Raw genomic sequence first — 21,060 nt, 5'->3', positions numbered from 1 at the left:
CTTTTCTCTAGCTTTGTGTTCCAGTAAAAATGACGACAAAAAATCAAAAAATTTCTCGTCGCCATATCAGTGGTGTATTTCTTTTAAATAAACCATTAGGGCTTAGTTCAAACGCCGCTTTGCAAAAAGTGCGTTGGCTGTATCGTGCCCAAAAGGCGGGTCATACTGGCGCATTAGATCCATTAGCGACCGGTTTACTTCCTATCTGTTTGGGAGAGGCGACCAAGTTTTCACATTATTTGCTGGACTCAACAAAGCGTTATCAAACGACTGTTCGATTGGGACAAACGACAACAACTGGTGATGTAGAAGGCGACATTTTACAAGAACGTTCTGTTCCTGTTCTTAGCCAAGAGCTTATTGAGCAAACTCTAGAAAAATTTAGAGGTGATATTCAACAAGTTCCACCGATGTATTCGGCGTTAAAAAAAGAGGGTAAGCCGTTATATGAGCTTGCCAGAAAAGGGATCGAGATTGAACGTGAAGCGCGTCCAGTTACGATTTATGCTTTAGAGCTTATTGAGTTTACCGAAAATAGTATCACTCTGGATGTAACCTGTTCTAAAGGAACATATATTCGTGTGTTAGGTGAAGATATTGGTGAAGCACTTGGCTGTGGTGGTCATTTAACCATGCTTCATCGTATTCAAACTGGGCATTTTGAATTAATCCCAAGTTACACCATTGAATATTTAGAAAGCTTAACGGAAGAGCAAAGAGAAGCTTTGTTACTACCAGTGTATGCGCCAATTGATCATTTCTTAAAAATACAGGTTCCCGAAGGACGGGAAAAATATTTTTGCAACGGTTTAGAAAGCAATATTGAGCATTCTGCAGAAGCAGAAGTTTTGGTTTTTTCGGGTGAGCGCTGTTTAGGCTTAGCTGAGATTACCGATAAAAAACGGTTGGTACCTAAGCGTATCTTAAATTTGTAGTAGATGTAGAGTATAGAGCATGGGCATGGAATGGGACGTTATCCTAAGTTTGATCTTTTTTGCGTTTACTGCGGGAGCAATTGATGCTGCTGTTGGTGGCGGTGGACTCATCCAGATTCCCGGTATCATGAGCACTTTTCCAACCATGCAGACTGCTACGGTGATTGGTACAAATAAGGTCTCATCCATTTTTGGTACGGCATCGGCTGCTTACACTTTTGCAAAAAGAGTGAAGTTGCAGTGGAAGCTTTTAGCTGTCATTGCCATATGTGCTTTGATTAGCTCATTTGCTGGTGCAGCCTGTTTATCGCTTATTCCTCAATCTGTATTACGTCCTTTTGTGTTTGTAATGCTGATCGTAATTGCCATCTATACCTTGGTGAAAAAGAACTTTGGACAAGTTCATACTGAGCAAAAAATTACTACGAAAATGCTAGTTTTAGCAGGTATTGGTAGTTTGGCGATTGGTTTCTACGACGGTATTTTTGGACCGGGTACGGGTAGCTTCTTTATCTTTTTCTTTATCCGTTTTTTACAAGTCGACTTTTTACATGCTTCAGCATTGTCAAAAATCGGTAACTTCATGACTAACCTTGCGGCGTTGAGTTTTCTTATTCCGACTGGTCATGCTATTTTGCATATTGGTTTAATGATGGCGGCTGCAAACGTCATAGGTTCTATTGTTGGCGTGCGTACTGCGCTCAAATACGGTAGTGGTTTTGTTCGTATTATCTTTTTAATTCTAGTCAGTATTTTGATTTGCCGTTTAGGTTATCAAATTTTTGTGACGGGCTAAATTAAGTTTAAAAGTATGAGCTGACTCTCGCGGACAGTTCATACTTTTTATTTATCATCTAAAATTAGAAATATAAAAATCATTACAGAAATTTACTAGAAAGAAAACTGTGTAAAAAATAGTCTCATTTTAAGCTACGTAAACAATATAAATTTCAACGTATCATAAACCTTGAAATAAAAAAGATTTTTTAGCTAAAAAATGAGGAAGACAATGAATATTTTCGAAGCATTAAGAGAAAGCCATGAAAATCAACGAAACCTTTCTGAACAATTAATCCAAACACATGGTTTAACCGAAGAACGAAAAGAATTATTTGATACATTAAAAAATGAACTTTATGCCCATTCAGTTGCCGAAGACCGTTATTTATATATTCCTTTAATGTTTGATGATGTCGGTTTGGATATCACTCGCCATGCCTTAGCTGAACATCATGAAATGGATGAGTTGGTGGAGCAGCTCGAAAAAACCGATATGAGTAGCCCGAGCTGGTTAGCAACCGCCAAACAGTTAAGTGAGAAAGTCCATCATCATTTAAAAGAAGAAGAACATAAATTTTTCCAGCAAGCTGGAAAAATTCTTAAAGACAGCGAAAAAGAAACGCTGGGTAATAAATATTTAAAGGAATATAAAAAGTATAAAAAGCCGCAGTAAAGTAAACCTATGCAGCTTTTTTAGTACTTCTTAAAGTAACCCCAATAGAGGCTAGCATTACGCAAGCCAAAGCCACCCATTGCAGCAAGCTGATTTCTTCGTGAAGTAATAAGAAACCCGTTAATGCTGCTAATGCTGGTGCCAAACTCGTTAGAGTACCGTAAGTTAATTTATTGAGTTGTTTGAGTGCCATTAAGTCGAGGGCATATGGTATAGCTGTGGCTAAAACAGCAATAAGTAGGGCTTTACCCCAATACTGTGTTTCAAGTAATGCAGGAGCATTATGCCAAATCCCAATTGGCAATAAGGCAAGTGCAGATACACCGATCCCAATTGTTAAGGCGTGCATCCCTATATTTTGAGTTACAACTTTTTGCCCAAAATAAATATAGAAGGCCCAACACAGTCCTGCACCTAGTGCACAGGCTGCCCCAACATAGGAAAAGTGGTGCTGTGCTGAATCTTGCCAAGGTACCATCAGGGCAATACCTAACATAGCAAGTGCTACCCAAATATAGTCACTCTTTTGTTTGATAGACAGTAGAGCTAGGCCTAATGGACCAATGAATTCTAAGCCTACGGCAATCCCTTGAGGTAATTTTCCAAGAGACGTATAAAACAAAATATTCATTATCCCTAAAGATGCACAATACATTAATAAATCGCGCCATTTTAAATAGGGTAATCGAGACCAAATTTTCCACGAACGAAACATGACCGCAACAATAACAGTCGCAAAACTTAATCTTAAAATAGTAACGGTAAGTGGGTCTAAAGCTGCGATAAGCTGTTTGGCAAATGAAGCACTGATTTGATATGAAACCATCGACAAAATCATATACAGCACAGCAATAATTGGAAGATTTTGCATGGAAATACCTTAGCGCTTCATTTGATATTTAAAAAAATAATAGTAGTGAATTATAGCCAATACTACGTTTCAACCAGCAGATTTTATAGCGTTAACCAGCTGTTTTTTCACGTTGTTGGCGGGCTTTTTGGGTGGTTATGGTACAACCGATAGAAGCAGTAATAATAGTTGCAAGTGCCAACCATTGGTTCCATAACAGATATTCCCCTAGGAAAATAAAACCAGAAAGTGCCGCAACTGCGGGTTCTAGGCTCATCAATGTTCCAAAACTTAGAGGGGTTAAACTGCGTAGGGCTAACATTTCTAAAGAAAAGGGAAGTGCACTGGCCAAAATGGCTAAGCCAATAAAATAAAATAGATAAGGTAGTTCTATCACTTGACCAATCGAGCTTGAAAAAAAGGTAATAGGTAATAAGATGCATGCACCTACTGTCATACCTAAACAGACAGTATGATTGCCTGAAATACCAGAGGGTTTTTGTCCGGCAATAATATAAAGCGCCCAACATGCACCCGCACTCATTGCAAATAGAACCCCAACCCAGTCCAGACCATGAGCCTGATTAAAAGGAAATAATAAAATGAGTCCAAGAATCGCAAAAGTGACCCAGACAAAATCATATTTTTGGCGTGCGTGGTACAGTGCCACACTTAAGGGACCAATAAATTCAAAGGCGACTGCAATACCAATAGGCAAACGTTCAAGAGATAAATAGAAAAGGGCATTCATGCCTGCAAGAGCAAAGCCATAAGCCAAAATCGCTTTCCATCGAACCTGATTAAAATTAATTCGCCAAATTTTAAAAATTAAAGCCAGAATACATGCTCCAATACATAAACGCATTGCAGACACTGTCAAAACGGGAAAGCTCTCAAACAAAACTTTAGCTAAAGATGCGCTACTTTGAACGCTTAACATGGCAAGAATAAGAAAACCCAAAGCATGTAGTTGAGATTTCTGGCTTAAAGTGGACATTTTATTATTAGATCAATTGGTATACTTTTCACATGATAATGTAAATGCCCATAAAAAAGCCACAGACATTGCTGTGGCTTTTAAATTTACAGTTCGTATTAGAACAATACGCGCACGCGAATTGTACCTTCAACTTCATGCAACATATCTAAAGCTTCGTGAGAAGCAGAAGCGTCAACGTCCATTACAAGGTAACCGATGTCACCTTTAGTCATGAGTGACTGACCAGAAATGTTGATGCCTTGTTCAGCAAACAAGTTGTTGATTTTAGACAATACACCCGGTACGTTTTTGTGGATGTGTAATAAACGGTGTTGACCAGCAGTTAATGGTAACGCGATTTCTGGGAAGTTTACCGCAGAAAGCGTCATACCCTTGTCAGAGTAAGCAACGAATTTCTCTGCTACTTCTAAACCGATGTTTGCTTGCGCTTCCATAGTTGAACCACCAACGTGAGGCGTTAAAATCACGTTGTCTAAACCGCGAAGTGGAGATTGGAATTCTTCACCATTTGCTTTTGGTTCTTTCGGGAATACGTCAACCGCTGCACCAGCAATATGACCAGACTTGATTGCATCAGCTAAATCTTCAATCACTACACATGTACCACGTGCAGCATTTAAGAAGATCGCGCCTTCTTTCATTTTCGCAAATTGTTCTTTAGTGAAGAAGTTACGTGTAGACGGAACATCTGGTACATGCAACGTTACAACATCTGCAGTTGCTAAAAGTTCATCTAAAGAACCAACTTGGCGAGCATTACCCATTGGTAACTTAGTGACTGCATCATAATAAATAACATGCATACCCATGCTTTCAGCAAGAACTGAAAGTTGAGAACCGATGGAACCGTAACCCACAATACCTAAAGTTTTGCCACGAGTTTCGAAAGAACCCACAGCAGATTTGTCCCAACCACCACGATGACAAGCCGCCGACTTTTCAGGAACACGGCGAAGAAGAAGAATTGTTTCAGCAAGTACAAGCTCTGCAACCGAACGCGTATTTGAATACGGTGCGTTGAATACAGGAATACCACGTGCCATCGCTGCTTTAAGATCAACTTGGTTTGTTCCGATACAGAAACAACCTACTGCGATCAATTTGTTTGCAGCTTCGAAAACTTCTTCAGTCAATTGAGTACGCGAACGAATACCAATAAAGTGAGCATCTTTAATTGCTTCTTTAAGTGCTTCGCCTTCAAGAGCAGTTTTACGATAGTCAATATTGGTGTAACCCGCAGCGTTTAAAGTATCGACTGCGTTTTGGTGAACGCCTTCTAACAAAAGGAAACGGATTTTATCTTTAGGTAGTGAAAGATGTTGGCTCATTACGGCTCCGCTACAAAGGCCAAATTTGGTGGCGGTATAATAACATATTGGGCAGTGCTATAGATATTTCGTTTATACCATCGCCTTATGGCAATTTTAGCTATGTCTAATCACTTCTGTTTATGGCTTGTCGAGTGTTTCAAAATATGCTTGGCAGATTAATAAAGCATGTTTTTATCTGGAAGCCTTATAAAAACGCATTTATTCGCGTTAAACATGTTTTGTATTGACAGTATCTCTATTCTGAACTTTATCGCTTGTGCGGATACATGTAGAATATAGGAGTTCCTTGAACATTATGGCTTTGCTCAGGTGAAAACCTTGAGAATATGAAGTCATAGTCCCACCATAGTTTACTTCTTGCTAGGTCTGCAAACGATGAATGCTCCAGTCGCTTTAACACCTGAGTTACTCACCCAATTAACAGCAATCGTCGGTGAAAACCGTATTAAAACTGATGCTGATAGTCTCGAAAACTGGGGTAAAGATCATACCAAGCATTTTAATCCGAACCCATTGGTCATCGTTTTCCCATCGACCACTGAACAAGTTCAAGCTGTTGTGAAGCTTGCGAACCAGTTTAATGTTGCGATTACACCCTCTGGCGGTCGTACTGGTCTCTCTGCAGGTGCGGTAGCAACCAATGGTGAAATTGTCATTAGCATGGACAAAATGAACCAGATTCTTGAGTTCTTCCCAGCAGACCGTATGGTACGTGTTCAGGCTGGTGTTGTGACTGAACAATTGCAGAATTATGCAGAAGAACAAGGTATGTATTACCCAGTGGACTTTGCATCAGCAGGTTCTAGCCAAATAGGCGGTAATATCGGTACCAACGCTGGCGGTATTAAAGTCATTAAATACGGCATGACACGTAACTGGGTACTTGGTTTAACCGTTGTTACTGGTAAGGGTGATATTTTACGTTTAAACAAAGGCATGGTTAAAAATGCCACTGGTTATGCACTACAGCATTTGTTTATTGGTGGTGAAGGTACTTTAGGTTTAGTGACTGAAGCAGAAATTAAACTTGAGCGTCAACCACAAAACTTACAAGTTTTAGTTTTAGGTGTTCCTGATTTTGATGCAGTAATGCCTGTATTACATGCCTTCCAAAAAGACATCGACTTAACTGCATTTGAGTTCTTTGGTGAACTTGCAATGCAAAAAGTTTTAGATCATGGACATGTACAACGCCCATTTGAAACTCAATGCCCGTTCTATGTATTACTTGAGTTTGAAGCTCCATATGAACCGATTCTCGATAAAGCAATGGAAATTTTCGAGCATTGTATGGAGCAGGGTTGGGTACTTGATGGCGTAATGAGCCAGAGCCTTGACCAAGTAGAAAGCTTATGGCGTTTACGCGAAGATATTTCTGAATCAATCGCGCCGTTCACTCCATATAAAAATGATATTTCAGTATTAATTACTCATGTACCTGCATTTATTCGTGAGATTGATGCGATTGTTCAAGAGAACTATCCTGACTTTGAAATTTGCTGGTTCGGTCATATCGGTGACGGTAACTTACACTTAAATATTTTAAAACCTGAAAACTTAACCAAAGATGAGTTTTTTGCGAAGTGTCAGGTGGTGAATAAATATGTGTTTGATACCGTGAAAAAATACGATGGTTCAATTTCTGCCGAGCATGGCGTAGGTATGACTAAAAAGCCATATTTGGAATATTCACGTTCACCTGAAGAAATTGAATATATGAAAGCTTTGAAAAAAGTATTTGACCCAAATGGCATTATGAATCCGGGTAAATTATTTGATCTTTAATGCTTGATTGAATAAAAGAATCTCTGTTAAAAGCGTATCGAAAGATGCGCTTTTTTATTAAAAGCTCTATTTCTTGTACGCTTTCCAACCCGTCAGAATATGATAAATCAACGGTAAAAGACTAAGAGCAAAAAATAAACAAAGTCCAATGGCCCACACAGGTAAATCCCTTGGATTACCTAAAAAGAAATAGGCAAAAATAGAATAAGACAACATCGAAAACATCGCCATTGTTCCAAGTGGAAGCGTGACTTTAAAAATTAACGTGCTAGCAAATGTTTTGTAGGGTTCCATGTCGCGCTTTAGACTATAGGCAATAATCATGAGCAACACATAACCTAAAATAAACAGCATAAATAAAGCGGCTGCAAACAATAGAATTGTTCGCCAGCTCTTTTCTTGTGCGGTGTGATCACCTGATTCATAAACAACAGTAATATGTTCACCAACTATAGGTACATCACCAGAGCGAACTGAATTATCTAAAGTTAGAGTTCTGTTTTGATTATCTTTAAATTGAACCTGAGCCGTATGCATGAGTGTTTTAGTTTTATATTTACGCCCATTTGAGTCGGTACGTTCAGTATCTACCCATTCAGAAGTATAACTCACTACAGTTGCATCGTAAGTTGGTTTGGTTACTAAGCCGTAGACTGCTTGAGAAACCCAATAAGTAAATGGGAAAAATAAAGCACTAATACTAAAAACCACGGCAAATAAATAAGCAAATTCAAACTTACTACTTTTACGATTTTTAGCTAAACGCTTGACCCAAAACTTGGTGAGTACAAATGACCAAATCATCAAAAATGCAACGACCACCAAGAAAACTTGCCCCGCATATGTCAGTTGCATAATGATCCTATTTGTTATGTGTAATAGAAATTAATTTTATCAAACGATTGTCGTTAAAGTTGAGTGAGTAAGAACAATTATTTGATCTGTAAAAGAGTAGCTATCCTTAGAACTACATAGTTTCTACAGAGTAACCGAGCAAGGCATAGCATCATAAAGCTATGCCTTTTGTTTTTGGTGATAAAAATGCAACGTTTATTTTTAATTTCAGCGCTCTGTGCTGGACTTTTCACTGGGTGTGCGACGACCAGTAAATTAATTCCTTTTGTGGGCTCCGAAACCCCGATGCAACAAGTTCTTAAAGCTCAACCTGAGATCGTAAAAGAGCACAATAATACCTCAGTTCAGCAAGTATTTAACCGGGTAGAATCTCCAACAGTTTCCCGTATTACCGTTATCCAAACAGGTTTAATGGATGATTCTGTTTCTGCAATCCGAACAGAATATTCATTTAAGCTGGTTGATGAAAAATGGCAATTGCAAAATAAGCAAAAGAGCTATCAATGCGCGAGAGGAAAAGGCTCTAGAGGTTTTCAAACCCAACTTTGCTCTTAAAAATAAAAAAGACGATAAATATATCGTCTTTTTTAATGCATTAAATTATACGCCGCTTTCTAAAATTTTAATTTTGACATCAACGACATCGTCTTTAACGGCTGCATGATGCGCTTGCATATGCGGTGTAGCTAAATGAGCTTCAAGATGAGCCACACTTTCCCATTTTTCTAACATGACAATCGTGTCAGGCTCTTGAGTCTGGAAGCTCGCATTTGATTTGTGGTCAACTAAAGGTTCATAACCATGGCAACCATCTTCTGCTAAAACAGTTGGAATGATTTTTTGAAATGCATCCAATACGTTCTGGCGATGCTGTCCACCCGATTTAGTACGAATTTCCGCAATAATGGTTAGCATGGATTTCTCCTTATTAGGCTGCTGCAAATACAGTATTTAAGTGTGCTTTATATTCTTCAACATAACGATCAACGTTAGGCATTTTAATTACGTCATTTACGATAAATGTCGGAAGGGTACTCATGCCTAAGAACTGGTTGGCTTTGTGAAATGGTAAATAAACACCATCTACACCTACGCCGTGGAAGAATTGATCTGCATCTTCAAATGCTTCCATTGGAGCATTCCAAGTCAATGACAGCATATATTTTTTGTCATGAATTAGACCACCTGAACCATATTTTTTTGAGGCATCAGAACGGCTACGGCCATCACTTGCATAAAGTGAACCATGACCTGTCGTAAATACATCATCAATATATTTTTTCACAGTCCAAGGTGCACCCATCCACCAACCTGGCATTTGATAAATCACGACATCGGCCCATAAGAATTTTTCTACTTCGGCTTCTGCATTGTAGTCACTATCTGCACGAGTCACTTGAACTTCATGGCCCAGTTCAGTGAGATGGTCGGTTGCCAATGCCGTGAGTGTGTCATTTAATTCACCATTTGAATGGGCAAATTGTTTGGCGCCATTAATCACTAAAATATTGCTCATGAGAGTTACTCTAATTAAATTCCTAAATTGATGCATACTTTAGTGAACTTACTCTTAGAGAAAAATGCAGTAATTGGAAAAATATTATTGATTAAAAGTCACTAATATGAGTTTGATGCATCAGTTTCTTTCTCACTTTAAAGATAAACCTTTTACAAAGTTGAACGGAAAAAATTGTTTCTAGTCTTTAGCATCAAAGTGAAGTTGTGGCGGAGTTGAGTATGAAAAAAATTGGTTTACTCATGATGTGTAATTTGTTGATTCTGAGCGCATGTACACCGAATACAAACCCGCCTACACCCCAAGCCAATAGTCCGATACAAGCAGTTTTGATTGATCAACCAAACCTTTTAAATAATGCGAGTAATTTAAGTATTTCACAACAAATGAATGCTTTGGATGATGCCTCTAATGCACAAGTAACTATTTTACAAACTGTGCCTAGCGAAGATGCTATATCAAAAACACGTACCGAATATTTATTAAAACGTGATCAAACCGTTTGGAAAATCGTAAATAAAAAACAAAGTTATCAATGTAAAAAAGGACAGGAGACAACAGACTTCCAAGTCAATCCTTGTCCTTAAAGTCCAATTTTAATTAAAGATGTGGATAACTTTAAGGTTATTCACAATATAAAAATGAGTTGATGCTAAGCAAAATATAGAATTTTAAATGGATGAGACTGTCCGATTGCTGATCAATATAAAAAGTGATATTGTGTCATCCGGAAATTAAGCCAAATGGTAAAAAATTACCGAATCTCACGTCATACATTTTTTCTTGTCTTAGACACCTTGTGAATACGGTGTTTCACATTCTAAACATGCACTCTCACGGCATATAACAACTTAACTAAAGATTGACTGACCATACTGTCATCGTCATGACTACATTATTTATTTCAAAATGTAGTTGTTGAGACATTTTGGCCGCTATTTTGAAGTGTACAACTCATGAATAATATTCAAACGACGGCGTTGAACCGTACAACGTTGATGTTTCCTTTAGCTTTAGTGCTATTTGAATTTGCGGTTTATATTGGTAATGACCTGATTCAGCCAGCGATGTTGGCAATTACTGAAGATTTTGGTGTAAGTGCAACTTGGGCACCCTCTTCAATGTCATTTTATTTATTAGGTGGTGCATCTGTTGCATGGTTACTTGGGCCTTTATCAGATCGATTAGGTCGTAAGAAAGTTCTTTTAACTGGTGTTTTATTTTTTGCCTTGTGTTGTTTTTTAATTTTATTAACGCAAAAAATTGAATACTTTCTGACATTACGCTTTTTACAAGGTATTGGGTTAAGTGTAATTTCAGCAGTGGGCTATGCGGCAATTCAGGAAAATTTTGCCGAGCGTGATGCCATTAAAGTCATGGCACTCATGGCAAATATCTCATTGCTTGCACCCTTGCTCGGACCTGTACTTGGAGCCTTCTTAATTGATTATGTGTCTTGGCACTGGGGCTTTGTGGCTATTGCTTTACTTGCACTGCTGAGTTGGGTTGGTTTAAAGAAACAAATGCCGAGTCAGAAGGTGAGTGTAACCAAGCAGCCTTTTAGCTATCTTTTTGATGACTTTAAAAAAGTATTTAGCAATCGGCAATTCCTTGGTTTAACGCTAGCCTTACCGCTTGTAGGTATGCCGCTTATGCTTTGGATTGCGTTATCGCCCATTATTTTGGTTGATGAACTCAAGCTAACCAGTGTGCAATATGGCTTAGCTCAATTCCCAGTATTTTTAGGTTTGATTGTAGGCAATATCGTTTTAATTAAAATTATTGACCGTTTGGCTTTAGGTAAAACAGTCCTAATTGGTTTACCGATTATGCTCACTGGTACACTCATTTTAATATTAGGTGTTGTCTGGCAAACCTATTTAATTCCTTGTTTGCTTGCGGGCATGACACTCATTTGCTTTGGTGAAGGAATTAGTTTCTCAGTCTTGTACCGCTTTGCACTGATGTCATCTGAAGTATCGAAAGGAACTGTGGCTGCTGCTGTTTCAATGTTATTGATGACGAGCTTTTTTGCAATGATTGAGTTGGTGCGTTATCTCTATACTCAATTTCATTTATGGGCTTTTGTCTTATCTGCTTTTGCATTTATTGCGCTGTGGTTTACTCAATCACGTTTAGCTTTAAAACGGGAAATGCAGGAAAGAGTTGCACAAGACTTATATTAAAAAAATACCGGAATTTATATTCCGGTATTTTTTTATATTACTTAATCTCTTGCTCTAAAAGTTTACCTTTTAAGGTTAAGAGTTCAGGCAAGGTTTCTAATAGTAAGCTCATTTGTTTTAAAACAAGAGTGTAGCTTTCTGAAAAGTGCTCATGAGTTGTTAGGCTTTGTATTTGCTTCAAAGTTTGCTCAAGAAAATTAAAATCAACAGAAACTTGTTCAAATAAACTTTGGTTAAGAATTTGCTGACAATCCAGTAAAAGCTGTAATACCTGTTGATCCTCAATTTTTTGTCTTTGGCTGCCTAATGCTGCGACATAACTCAACTGGCTATGACTATAAACTAGATAACGAAAGGCATAATGAATCAGCTCTGGTTTGGGATTGGGCTCAGCACTTAAGCTCGAAATCATATTCGACAGCTCAATTTGTGCGTTATGTGCAGCGCGGCGAATTCTGCGATATTCAATGTCCTGATTTTTACCATGCTGATATTGCTCAACAATTACATTGAAATAATCCAGTGTGGCTTGGCTACTTTTTTTAATATTTTTTGGAATATTACGGAAGTTCCAGTCTGGCCATATAAAGTTAACAGCAAGCCATGCAATAAAGCAGCCTAATAAGGTGTCGATTAGGCGAGGTAAAATAATACTGAAACCTGCGCCTTTTAAGTTGAAAATGAGCAATACCATTAAGGTTGCCATCAGCGTTGCCAACGCATATTTCTTCTGGCGCAAGTAGAAAAAGCTAACTCCACAAATAATGGTGAGAATGAGCTGACCTTCAATGCTTGGAACAAAATACAAAATGGGAATACCCAATAAAACACCAAGTAAAGTTCCAATCGTTCTGAGTTTTAAACGGCTTTTCGTTGCAAAGTAAGTAATTTGGCAAACAAATAAACTGGTGAGTAAAATCCAGTAACCGTGTTGGGCAAAAGGTAATAATGAAATAACGTAACCTGCGGCGAACACGACTGCAATTCGTATTGCATGTCTAAACAGGGCCGATTGTGGAGTCAGTTGCTGGCGAATTTTTAAAACAAGATCTGAAAAATCTTGAATATCGTCATCAAGTAAATTGAGGTGATCTTGCTTGTTTTGACTTAGTGTTTCATTAAACGGCTGAGCATATTGAAGTTGTTCAAACTGTTCATGCATGCCTTTTAGATTATTAAAAATCAGCTTTAAATTTTTAACTTCAAAATTTTGAGGATGCTGTTGTATCCAGTCTTTTAAAGAACTTTCCAGATGGTTTAAAACGATTTGCCCTTCTTGAGAAGGTTGATATTGCTGGTTATGCAAAATACATTGGGCTAAATCATGGCAAGCTTGGGCTTGTAAACGCAGATTTTTCTGAAAACGGAAAATGAGATCGCTACGGCTAAAATTTTGTTGAATATGCTCGTAGTGTAGATAATTAGAGGTAGCCTGCTCATGTATATCGCGGGCAAAAAAGTACAGGTTTAACCAATAAATACTTTTATTACTGACTCTTGATGCCTTAAGACGAGTCAGTAGGGAACTACGTATTTGGTTAAGACTTTGCGCGACTTGCGTATTTTGGAGTGATAATTCAAATAAAAGCTGTTCAACATTTTCTTTATTGTCTGGATCGAACAAGCGTGCTTTAGCTTGAAGTAAGGCAGAGATTTCTTCAAAAATTTGCGAAAGTTTATCTTGTAAAGGAAGTGTTGGTTTTAAAAGAAAAAATAAAATAGATGTTAGGCCGTACCACAGTGCGCCATAGACAAAATAGGTAGGCTGTTGGTACCAGTGAGCATATTCTCCTAAACCAAACATGCTGTAAATCGAGAGTAAAATCGTACCAAAAGAAATGGTGGCGTATCGCTGACCTAAGGCTCCCAATAAAATGAAACAAGCGCTTGAAATTGAAAGATATAAAATAAATAAAAATTTATAAGGTGCTAAAAAACCAAGAATAGTGCTGACAGTAAAAAAGAGTATGCAGACATACAGCAGGTTACGTAATCGAAGGCTTAAGCGATCATCAAAATCGGTAAGTGCAGCGGCAATCGCACCTAATGTCACAGGAACGATGAGCTCGTTATGACCTAACTCTAGTAAGCCTAAGGTTGTGCCGGTGAGTACAATTAAAATTTGCAGACAGTAAATTAAAATTGAATTCGCTTTAAAACGATTGAATAGTTGAGTCAGATAATTCACGGCTTTTTTCTAAATGAGAGGATACGTGATAAGGGGTATTTAATTTTTTATTACTTGAAAAATATTATGCGTTTTGTCTAAAAAAGTCAGTTAATTTTTTAAGATTTTATAATAATTAAGTGATCTAAACTGCTTAATAAAATAGCAAAATTGTGGATATCTTTTTAGATACCCACAATTTAAAAAAATGACAAATTATTGAATTACACCACAGGCAATTCGCGCTCCACCACCACCTAGAGGTAGAGGAGAGTCTGAATAGTTATCTCCGCCAGCATGGATCATGATGGCGCGACCTTGAATGTCAGCAAGTTTTAAACGTGGTGCAATAACAGCGGTGGTAGCTACACCATTATTATCAACAACCAATGCTGGTAAGTCGCCCAAGTGTCCTGTAGTTGGCGTACCATGATGTGGCGCTTGATTAGGGTTATAGTGACTACCTGCAGCTAAAGCTGCACCTGGTTTTCCATCTTTAACAGCAGGGGCACACGATGCATTTTCATGAATATGGAAACCGCGAGTGCCGCTTGGTAAATCTGCTAAAGCAGGGGTAATAATCAGGCCTTTATCACTGTCTTGAAAGCTAATTGTCCCGATTTTTTTACCAATCCCACTAGCTGTTACTTCATTCACATCGACTACTTTTTTGGTATGCATGGTCGTTAATGCATGAGTCGTTTCCGATACTGTTTTGCTGACCGTGCTACAACCGACTGTTAATAAAGCTGTGAGTGCACATACTGCACTCATTTTATTTAATATTGGCATTATTAGATGTCCTTATAGATATAAATCTGATTTTTTTATTCAAGCAAAGGCGTGTAAACCCTACAAGTTAATTTAAATAGTCACTTTGTATCCTGAAACATTTTTAAATCATTGGCTTAATTTTTAGATGGTGGTAAATCATCATCCGAATCATAAATCATGGTTGTTTTTGGCATTGGTTCAGGATCAATTGTTTCATGAAGCCATTCACGCCAAATCGCTAATAAAACAGCTAAAATAACAGGGCCAATAAATAAACCAACTAAACCAAAACTCGCAATACCACCCAACACACCAAACATAATGAGTAAAAATGGAATTTGGGTCGCACCAGAGATTACGAGTGGACGAATCACGTTATCTGAACTACTTACAATCAGAACACCCCATAAAACCACGCCGATGGCTTCCATGGTTTGTCCTTGCGAGAACAACCATAGACCAACGCCTAAATAGGAGACTGGGGTGCCGAAAGGAATGAGTGCTAATAAGAACGTCGCAATCGTGAGTACCATCGGATTGGGTACACCCGCTACGAAATAACTTAATCCAGCAAGGACTGCTTGAGCAATTGCAGTTAAGCCAACACCATAGACAACAGCACGCGTTGTTTCTGAAATCGTATCTAGATAATGGTGAATACGTAGGCCAATCACCATTTCTAAGGCTTTACTTACTTGAGTTAAGATGTTGTGACCATCACGATAAAAGAAGAAAAGCGTTAAAATTGCAAAACCAAGTTTGACGATATTTTTACTAATTTCATTGAGTAACACTCGCCCATAACTTAAATGGCTTTGTACCCACGCTGCAATACTCTGAATCGTGCTGTTAGGGTCGGTGTTTATATCGTTTAGTGTTCGGCTTATTTCTTTACCAATAAAAGGAAGATTTCTAATGAAATCAGGTACGCTTAAATGACCAGAAAAAACTTGGCGCTGTAAATCAAGATAGAGGTTGCGGCCTTCATGTTGCAAAATAAAAATAGCGCATATAAGGGGAACACCAACAACTAAAATGACTAAGCTAATCATGACGGTAGCATTTAAATTATTACGATTTTCTCCAAAAAAACGTTGGATTCTTAAATAAATAGGCCAAGTCATGTAGGCAATAATGGCAGCCCAAACTACAGGTACAATAAAGTACTTCAGGATGTTAAATCCTAAAAACATCAGGATAAAAAACAGCCCAAACAATAAAACGCGCTGTAAAGTAGGAGCGTATTGATGCACGACCAAAAATTCTCTAATTTTTTAAATAGGGTGAGGCCATATTAACTGAAAAATGACCTGAGGCAAATTTTAGGCAGAAATGCTAATGCACACATTCCTGCTCAACAAAAATAAAAAGTTATTTTTAGAACCACTCAGATTTATCTTCAATCAGTTTATTTAAAAGCGGCTGCCACTGGCTTTGAATTGCAATAAAGTTTTTTTGTGGTTTATCAAACACACTCAAACCTTGCATTGCTAAGCTGCCATAAGCACTACGCTCTGCAATCCATGCAATTGGTTCATGTTCGATTTTTTCAAAAAATTGCTGAATGTCTTTTGAACTGGCGCTGTTCGGTTTAACCCGATTTGCAAGCAGTAAAATTTGTACTTTACCTTTGCGAATACGCTTAATGTCTTGCAAATGCTTGAGAAAACGACGTGTACTATCGATATCAAAAAATGAAGGCTGAAGTGGTGTAATAATGGCATGAGCTTCGCTGACTAACTGTTCAGCATGATCACCCGAAAGAGCGCCCGGTGCATCAATAATTAGATAATCTAAATTTTTAGGCGCATCACCAATCGATTTTTCGTGACGCCAATCTAGGCTTTGAATCGCAGCTACGCTTTCTGGACGTTGCTTTAACCATTGTAAAGAAGATTTTTGGTTATCAGAGTCTGCTAATGCTACTTTATATCCTTTTTGTGCCAAAGCTGTTGCCAACGTAATGGCTGTCATGGTTTTTCCGCATCCGCCCTTTTGATTTGCAATAAGTATCGTTTTCATAAATCCAATTATTTTCAGCAGCACATGTGTTTATGTTTTATACCTTAGCATCTTTTTATAAGAAGTAGATGACCACCTTTGACAAAAGTTTAAGCTACTCCGTAATTTTAGATATGATTGCTCATCTATCGCGATGATATGTATTTGTTAAGGAAAATTTATGTCCGTATGGCTGGCCATGCTTATAGGTGCTGGTATTGGTATTATTATCACTACACTCATTTTATCAAATACCCGTAATGGTCGAATCAAGGCTGAATACGAGCAATATATTGCGGAGTTAGAGCTTGAGCATCAACAGGCATTAGCGCAGGCACAAAAACGGAGTGTGAATACAAGCCGCGCCGTATTAAAAGGTAAAATGGCAGAACAATTTGCTCCGATTTTACCTGAGTTTCAATACTTGCCGAGTGATGCCAAGTTCTTGGGTGATCCGGTTGATTACGTTATTTTTGATGGCTATACCGATTTTAGAGATGGGGACGGGACTGCTGAAGATATTCAGATTATTTTGCTTGATATCAAAAGTGGTGGAGCGCGTTTGACCAAAGGGCAGCAAGCAATTGCTCAAGCAATAAAAGAAGGAAAAGTTCGTTTTGAAACGTTACGAATTGATTTTGAAGATTAACAATCTATTTAATTAGGCACAAAAATAGACGAAATTGATCTGTATTGTTACTAAATTCCGATATTTTTTTCATCGCTTAGAGCTACCATAAATTAGAGATCTACTGCATTTGATCTAGCAATATTTGAGGTATAAAGCGATGAAAAAACAACATGTAATGATAGGCTTATTGGCCTCTTTATGTATCAGCTCAGCTTTTGCTTCGACGGCATCTACTTCTGGTGAATATAATATTGCAAATGGTTTGTTACCGATTGAAAAAGATCAATCGATTTCTGTATTACAGCCATTCCAAGGCAATTTTAGAATTTTAGGTTCAAAAATTTATAAAAATGATGAACAAGCTAAGTTTTCACCGATTGATTATGCGGTAAGTTGGGGGCTGTTTGCTCAACCAGATATTGCTCGTACCATTTCAGTGAAACAATATGACCGTTATTTAAACTGGAAAATTCCTAAATTACCTGTTCCAGCAGAGCAAGCAATGCAAATGGTGTCTAACATGCACATCATTCCTGCAAGCCCTCAGATTGCTCAGCAAATCAAACAAGTTAAACGCGGTGACTTGGTTTATCTCAAAGGTGAATTGGTCGAAATTAAAGACAAAAATTTAGTTTGGCGATCATCTTTAACTTCAAGTGATACAGGTGACGGTGCTTGTGAGTTATTCCGTGTTCAATCGATTCATTGGGTTGAAAAACAAAATATATAAATTAAAAAGCCTTCTCAATCAGAAGGCTTTTTATTGGACGTTATAAAATTAATGCTGCTGTGAGGCTTTCCAGTATTTCAACTGGTTTTGTGCTTGTAAGTAGTCAGCAAGTTGATTGACCTGTTCATCTTTATTGGCTTGTTTATCATTGATGTGTTTTTCTTGATTTTCCCAATATTGATAAAGCAAGCCTTGGATATAACGACCTTGTTCAGTTTTTAAATCGAGGTCTTTTAACATGGTCAATGCTGAGCGTACATTATCAAGCGTACGTTTTTGTTCAAATTCTGTGGTGAGCGTTCCTGCCTCATGCATTTTTTCTAGCTCAGTTTCCATTTCATCACTCATTTCAGTAAAGCGACGGTCATAGTCCTCTAATAATGCAATGTCATGCGCATCGTCAGCAGTGGCCGCGAACTTTTTAACTGGTCTTTCATTGAGCTTTTCCATCACCTGATCGGTAGATGAATTTGTCTGATGTTGTTCGGTCTTTGCTGGCTCATCTGCTTTTTTACAAGCAGTCAATAATAGGCTAGAGCTGAGCAAAGACATTAAGATAATATGAGGCGTTTTTTTAAACATAGCTTTCAACCGAACCTATTCTCTATTATTTGATGACGTACTTTTCTGAAAGTGATATGCATATGTGACATATGGAAAATCAATCTGATCTTGTGGGCCTAGCCCTGTAAAATCATAAACAATTTTTTCAAACTGAGCTTTGAGCTGTAATTGATCTTTTTCGGTCATTGCTGCAATAAAACTTGTAGAGAGTAATCTTTTACTCACCACTTGTTCGACAGTACCATGCTGTGATTGCGAAAAAGTTTCTAAGCTATCAAAAGTAAATAAATTTTGACTTTCAAAAACCTTTTTCCACTTTTCACTATGGTAACGCGGTGTATCACCTTCAAGTGGTAATAAAAAATCTGCTAAGGCCTTTACCCAGTCTGTACGTTCATCACGTTGGTTCCAAACGAGTCCCAAATGTCCTTGTGGTTTTAATACTCGATGGATTTCAGTCAGTGTTTCCATATTGTCAAACCAATGAAAAGATTGAGCACAAACAACAGCATCAATTTGTTGATCGTTTACCGGAATAGCGTGGCTAAACGCCTGTAAAGTTTTAATATCAGAATAGGTTTGCTGAAGCTGTTGTAACATCTCGCCAATTGGCTCTATTGCAAGAATATTGGCATGGGTTTGTTTTAAGTAGGGTAAGAATTTGCCAGTACCTGAGCCAAGATCAATAACAGTAGAATTTTCATGTATTTGGAGACGTTCTTGTAGCCAACTGACTATTTCTACGGGATAATTTGGTCTAACTTGCTGATAAAGCTCAGCAGCTGAGCTGAAGCCTTTTTGAGCGGCAGGATGTAAGGATTGTGTCATATTTTGCGCTTTTTAATCTGACTGGCATCTATAAAATAAGATACTCCGCAATCATAAATTGGCAAAACACCTATTTTGTTTCATTTTTGACGATGTATGTGGGAGTAAATTTTCTTTCGGTGTGAGCATGGATAAGCAAATTATTTTTGAAGACGAACACATTAGAGCCATTTTTTTACAAGGCGATTCTAATACATTAGTTCTCTCTTTTGGCGATTTGATTACCCGAGCGAGTGGCTTATCTATCAATGCTGAAAAGTCTCTAATAAAGTACCAATACAATGTTATTGGGATTATGCCAAAACAAAAATCCTGGTTCCCAAAAGCCAGTATGGTTGAAATGGCCAAAGCCATTTTGCCTATTATTCAACGTTTTAAAAATATTGTAGGTTATGGCGGCTCAATGGGCGGCTATGCAGCAATCAAATATTCGAATCTTTTAAACATGAATCGAATTGTTGCATTTGTACCTCAGTATTCGATTGACCCTGAACAGGTTGAAGATCGACGCTACGCTGAATTCTTTGATGCTGTCGCGAACAAAGACATGCAAATTCAGTTGCAAGATGTAGATGCAAGTCGTGAATATATTATTGTTTATGACCCTTACTTTTCGGTCGATCGTGAACATTACTTAAAAATAAAAGAAATATTGCCAAGTTTACATACGATTCATTTGCCTTTTACAGGGCATGAAGCTTTATCTGTATTGGCGAGTTCAAGTCTTTTACATGATTTTATTGAACATGAATTTGATGAAACGTATTTCTATCAACACGTTCGTAAAATCAAAAAACAAAGTAAATTCTATTACCGTAATGTACTTGCCAATGTGCTGACATATCATGACAGCATGTTGTTGAAAATTTTACGACAAAATGATTTTCAATTAGATGAGCGTTATTTGGATAACCCGCTCAAGCAAGCCATTACACGTAGTCTTGTAAAAACAAAGCAGACGACTGAGCACGACTTCCAAAAGCTTGGAATTAAAATTCAGTACATCCAGCAAGCTGCAAGTTATAAAAAAGGTTTGCAGACTCACTCTGGTACAGTCTTGGTATTCAATTTAATTAATTTAAAACTTGAAAGCTATGCTGTAGATGTGTTGCTCGCAAATACATCATATCTGATTCCGATCGTGGCAGAGCAGACTGGAGTTGCACACATTGAATTAAATAATGAAATTTATTTGTTAGGTATGAATGACAGAAAAATTATTAAATTATTTAAACAAGGTGATGCATTAAGCTCAGATATGAGTCCATTTGTCATTAAACAATATTCTGATTTTTTTGCATTGAGCTACAAGCAATTCAATTTAGATTGTGATGAACAAGGCGTTTGTGACTATATTGAAGGTTCAGTTCAACCATCGCAACAATTTCTACTGACCAGTTATTAATTTACCTTATTGATTAAATAAAGCCCAAATCTTCAAATTTGGGCTTTAT

Annotated in this window: 22 protein-coding genes; 10 read left to right on the top strand and 12 right to left on the bottom strand. The window is 37.7% G+C overall.

The annotated features are described in order from the left end of the window. Positions 1–29 precede the first annotated feature (29 nt). The 3 genes from truB to ACH63V_RS01745 all read left to right on the top strand — a co-directional run bounded on the left by truB (position 30) and on the right by ACH63V_RS01745 (position 2,388). Complete coding sequence (truB, locus tag ACH63V_RS01755; protein WP_396462560.1) at positions 30–935, top strand: tRNA pseudouridine(55) synthase TruB; 906 nt, start codon at positions 30–32, stop codon at positions 933–935. A 19-nt stretch (positions 936–954) separates the two neighbouring features. Beyond that, a complete protein-coding gene (locus ACH63V_RS01750; RefSeq protein ID WP_263614707.1) occupies positions 955–1,731 on the top strand; it encodes a TSUP family transporter in 777 nt (258 codons plus the stop codon). 213 nt (positions 1,732–1,944) lie between these two features. After that, positions 1,945–2,388: a hemerythrin domain-containing protein gene (locus ACH63V_RS01745; RefSeq protein ID WP_396462559.1), complete on the top strand. Its 444-nt coding sequence runs from the start codon at positions 1,945–1,947 to the stop codon at positions 2,386–2,388. 7 nt (positions 2,389–2,395) lie between these two features. On the opposite strand, the gene ACH63V_RS01740 is transcribed toward ACH63V_RS01745, so the two are convergent. From ACH63V_RS01740 to serA, 3 genes are all read right to left on the bottom strand, one after another. Next, positions 2,396–3,259, bottom strand: a complete 864-nt coding sequence (locus ACH63V_RS01740; protein WP_263614705.1) for a DMT family transporter — start codon at positions 3,257–3,259, stop codon at positions 2,396–2,398. 91 nt (positions 3,260–3,350) lie between these two features. Continuing rightward, positions 3,351–4,235, bottom strand: a complete 885-nt coding sequence (locus ACH63V_RS01735) for an EamA family transporter (protein WP_311086513.1) — start codon at positions 4,233–4,235, stop codon at positions 3,351–3,353. Positions 4,236–4,333: 98 nt separating this feature from the next. Next, on the bottom strand, positions 4,334–5,566 hold the full coding sequence (serA, locus tag ACH63V_RS01730) for a phosphoglycerate dehydrogenase (protein ID WP_004705258.1): 1,233 nt from the start codon (positions 5,564–5,566) through the stop codon (positions 4,334–4,336). 378 nt (positions 5,567–5,944) lie between these two features. On the opposite strand from serA, the gene ACH63V_RS01725 reads away from it, so the two are divergent. After that, positions 5,945–7,354: an FAD-binding oxidoreductase gene (locus tag ACH63V_RS01725; protein ID WP_396462558.1), complete on the top strand. Its 1,410-nt coding sequence runs from the start codon at positions 5,945–5,947 to the stop codon at positions 7,352–7,354. A gap of 66 nt (positions 7,355–7,420) precedes the next feature. Here the strand turns inward: ACH63V_RS01725 and ACH63V_RS01720 are convergent, their stop codons facing one another. After that, positions 7,421–8,209, bottom strand: a complete 789-nt coding sequence (locus tag ACH63V_RS01720; protein WP_396462557.1) for a xanthine permease — start codon at positions 8,207–8,209, stop codon at positions 7,421–7,423. A gap of 186 nt (positions 8,210–8,395) precedes the next feature. Here ACH63V_RS01720 and ACH63V_RS01715 point away from each other — a divergent pair, with 186 nt between their 5' ends. Beyond that, positions 8,396–8,764 carry a hypothetical protein gene (locus ACH63V_RS01715; protein WP_017400479.1) on the top strand — a complete coding sequence of 123 codons (369 nt, stop codon included), beginning with the start codon at positions 8,396–8,398 and terminating at the stop codon, positions 8,762–8,764. 45 nt (positions 8,765–8,809) lie between these two features. On the opposite strand, the gene ACH63V_RS01710 is transcribed toward ACH63V_RS01715, so the two are convergent. Further along, positions 8,810–9,124: a putative quinol monooxygenase gene (locus tag ACH63V_RS01710; RefSeq protein WP_174723203.1), complete on the bottom strand. Its 315-nt coding sequence runs from the start codon at positions 9,122–9,124 to the stop codon at positions 8,810–8,812. 13 nt (positions 9,125–9,137) lie between these two features. Next, positions 9,138–9,725, bottom strand: coding sequence for an NAD(P)H-dependent oxidoreductase (locus ACH63V_RS01705; RefSeq protein ID WP_396462556.1), 588 nt, complete (start codon positions 9,723–9,725; stop codon positions 9,138–9,140). 221 nt (positions 9,726–9,946) lie between these two features. Here ACH63V_RS01705 and ACH63V_RS01700 point away from each other — a divergent pair, with 221 nt between their 5' ends. Continuing rightward, a complete protein-coding gene (locus ACH63V_RS01700) occupies positions 9,947–10,312 on the top strand; it encodes a hypothetical protein (protein WP_396462555.1) in 366 nt (121 codons plus the stop codon). A gap of 369 nt (positions 10,313–10,681) precedes the next feature. Beyond that, positions 10,682–11,911, top strand: coding sequence for an MFS transporter (locus ACH63V_RS01695; RefSeq protein WP_396462554.1), 1,230 nt, complete (start codon positions 10,682–10,684; stop codon positions 11,909–11,911). A 37-nt stretch (positions 11,912–11,948) separates the two neighbouring features. On the opposite strand, the gene yccS is transcribed toward ACH63V_RS01695, so the two are convergent. From yccS to ACH63V_RS01675, 4 genes are all read right to left on the bottom strand, one after another. Next, positions 11,949–14,099 carry a YccS family putative transporter gene (gene yccS / locus ACH63V_RS01690; RefSeq protein ID WP_396462553.1) on the bottom strand — a complete coding sequence of 717 codons (2,151 nt, stop codon included), beginning with the start codon at positions 14,097–14,099 and terminating at the stop codon, positions 11,949–11,951. A 195-nt stretch (positions 14,100–14,294) separates the two neighbouring features. Continuing rightward, positions 14,295–14,864, bottom strand: a complete 570-nt coding sequence (sodC, locus tag ACH63V_RS01685) for a superoxide dismutase [Cu-Zn] SodC (protein WP_396462608.1) — start codon at positions 14,862–14,864, stop codon at positions 14,295–14,297. Positions 14,865–14,986: 122 nt separating this feature from the next. Next, positions 14,987–16,105, bottom strand: coding sequence for an AI-2E family transporter (locus tag ACH63V_RS01680; protein WP_284087440.1), 1,119 nt, complete (start codon positions 16,103–16,105; stop codon positions 14,987–14,989). A 124-nt stretch (positions 16,106–16,229) separates the two neighbouring features. Continuing rightward, positions 16,230–16,874, bottom strand: coding sequence for a ParA family protein (locus ACH63V_RS01675; protein WP_174724423.1), 645 nt, complete (start codon positions 16,872–16,874; stop codon positions 16,230–16,232). Positions 16,875–17,034: 160 nt separating this feature from the next. On the opposite strand from ACH63V_RS01675, the gene ACH63V_RS01670 reads away from it, so the two are divergent. Beyond that, the gene (locus ACH63V_RS01670; RefSeq protein ID WP_002048811.1) at positions 17,035–17,502 is read left to right on the top strand and encodes a Holliday junction resolvase-like protein; all 468 of its coding nucleotides are present in this window, start codon (positions 17,035–17,037) and stop codon (positions 17,500–17,502) included. Positions 17,503–17,641: 139 nt separating this feature from the next. Next, complete coding sequence (locus tag ACH63V_RS01665) at positions 17,642–18,214, top strand: hypothetical protein (RefSeq protein ID WP_396462552.1); 573 nt, start codon at positions 17,642–17,644, stop codon at positions 18,212–18,214. Between the two features lie 48 nt (positions 18,215–18,262). Here the strand turns inward: ACH63V_RS01665 and ACH63V_RS01660 are convergent, their stop codons facing one another. Both ACH63V_RS01660 and ACH63V_RS01655 read right to left on the bottom strand, forming a co-directional pair. Next, a complete protein-coding gene (locus ACH63V_RS01660; protein ID WP_086496206.1) occupies positions 18,263–18,796 on the bottom strand; it encodes a hypothetical protein in 534 nt (177 codons plus the stop codon). Between the two features lie 15 nt (positions 18,797–18,811). Next, positions 18,812–19,606, bottom strand: a complete 795-nt coding sequence (locus ACH63V_RS01655; protein WP_396462551.1) for a class I SAM-dependent methyltransferase — start codon at positions 19,604–19,606, stop codon at positions 18,812–18,814. A gap of 127 nt (positions 19,607–19,733) precedes the next feature. On the opposite strand from ACH63V_RS01655, the gene ACH63V_RS01650 reads away from it, so the two are divergent. Further along, positions 19,734–21,011 carry a hypothetical protein gene (locus ACH63V_RS01650; protein ID WP_396462550.1) on the top strand — a complete coding sequence of 426 codons (1,278 nt, stop codon included), beginning with the start codon at positions 19,734–19,736 and terminating at the stop codon, positions 21,009–21,011. The last annotated feature ends 49 nt before the right edge of the window (positions 21,012–21,060 follow it).

Origin of the sequence: Acinetobacter sp. ABJ-A23_2, from assembly GCF_044538765.1 — a bacterium.
Taxonomy (GTDB): Bacteria; Pseudomonadota; Gammaproteobacteria; order Pseudomonadales; family Moraxellaceae; genus Acinetobacter; species Acinetobacter nosocomialis_A.
The sequence above is the reverse complement of the archived record's forward strand: the minus strand, read 5'-3'. Positions and strand labels throughout refer to the sequence as shown.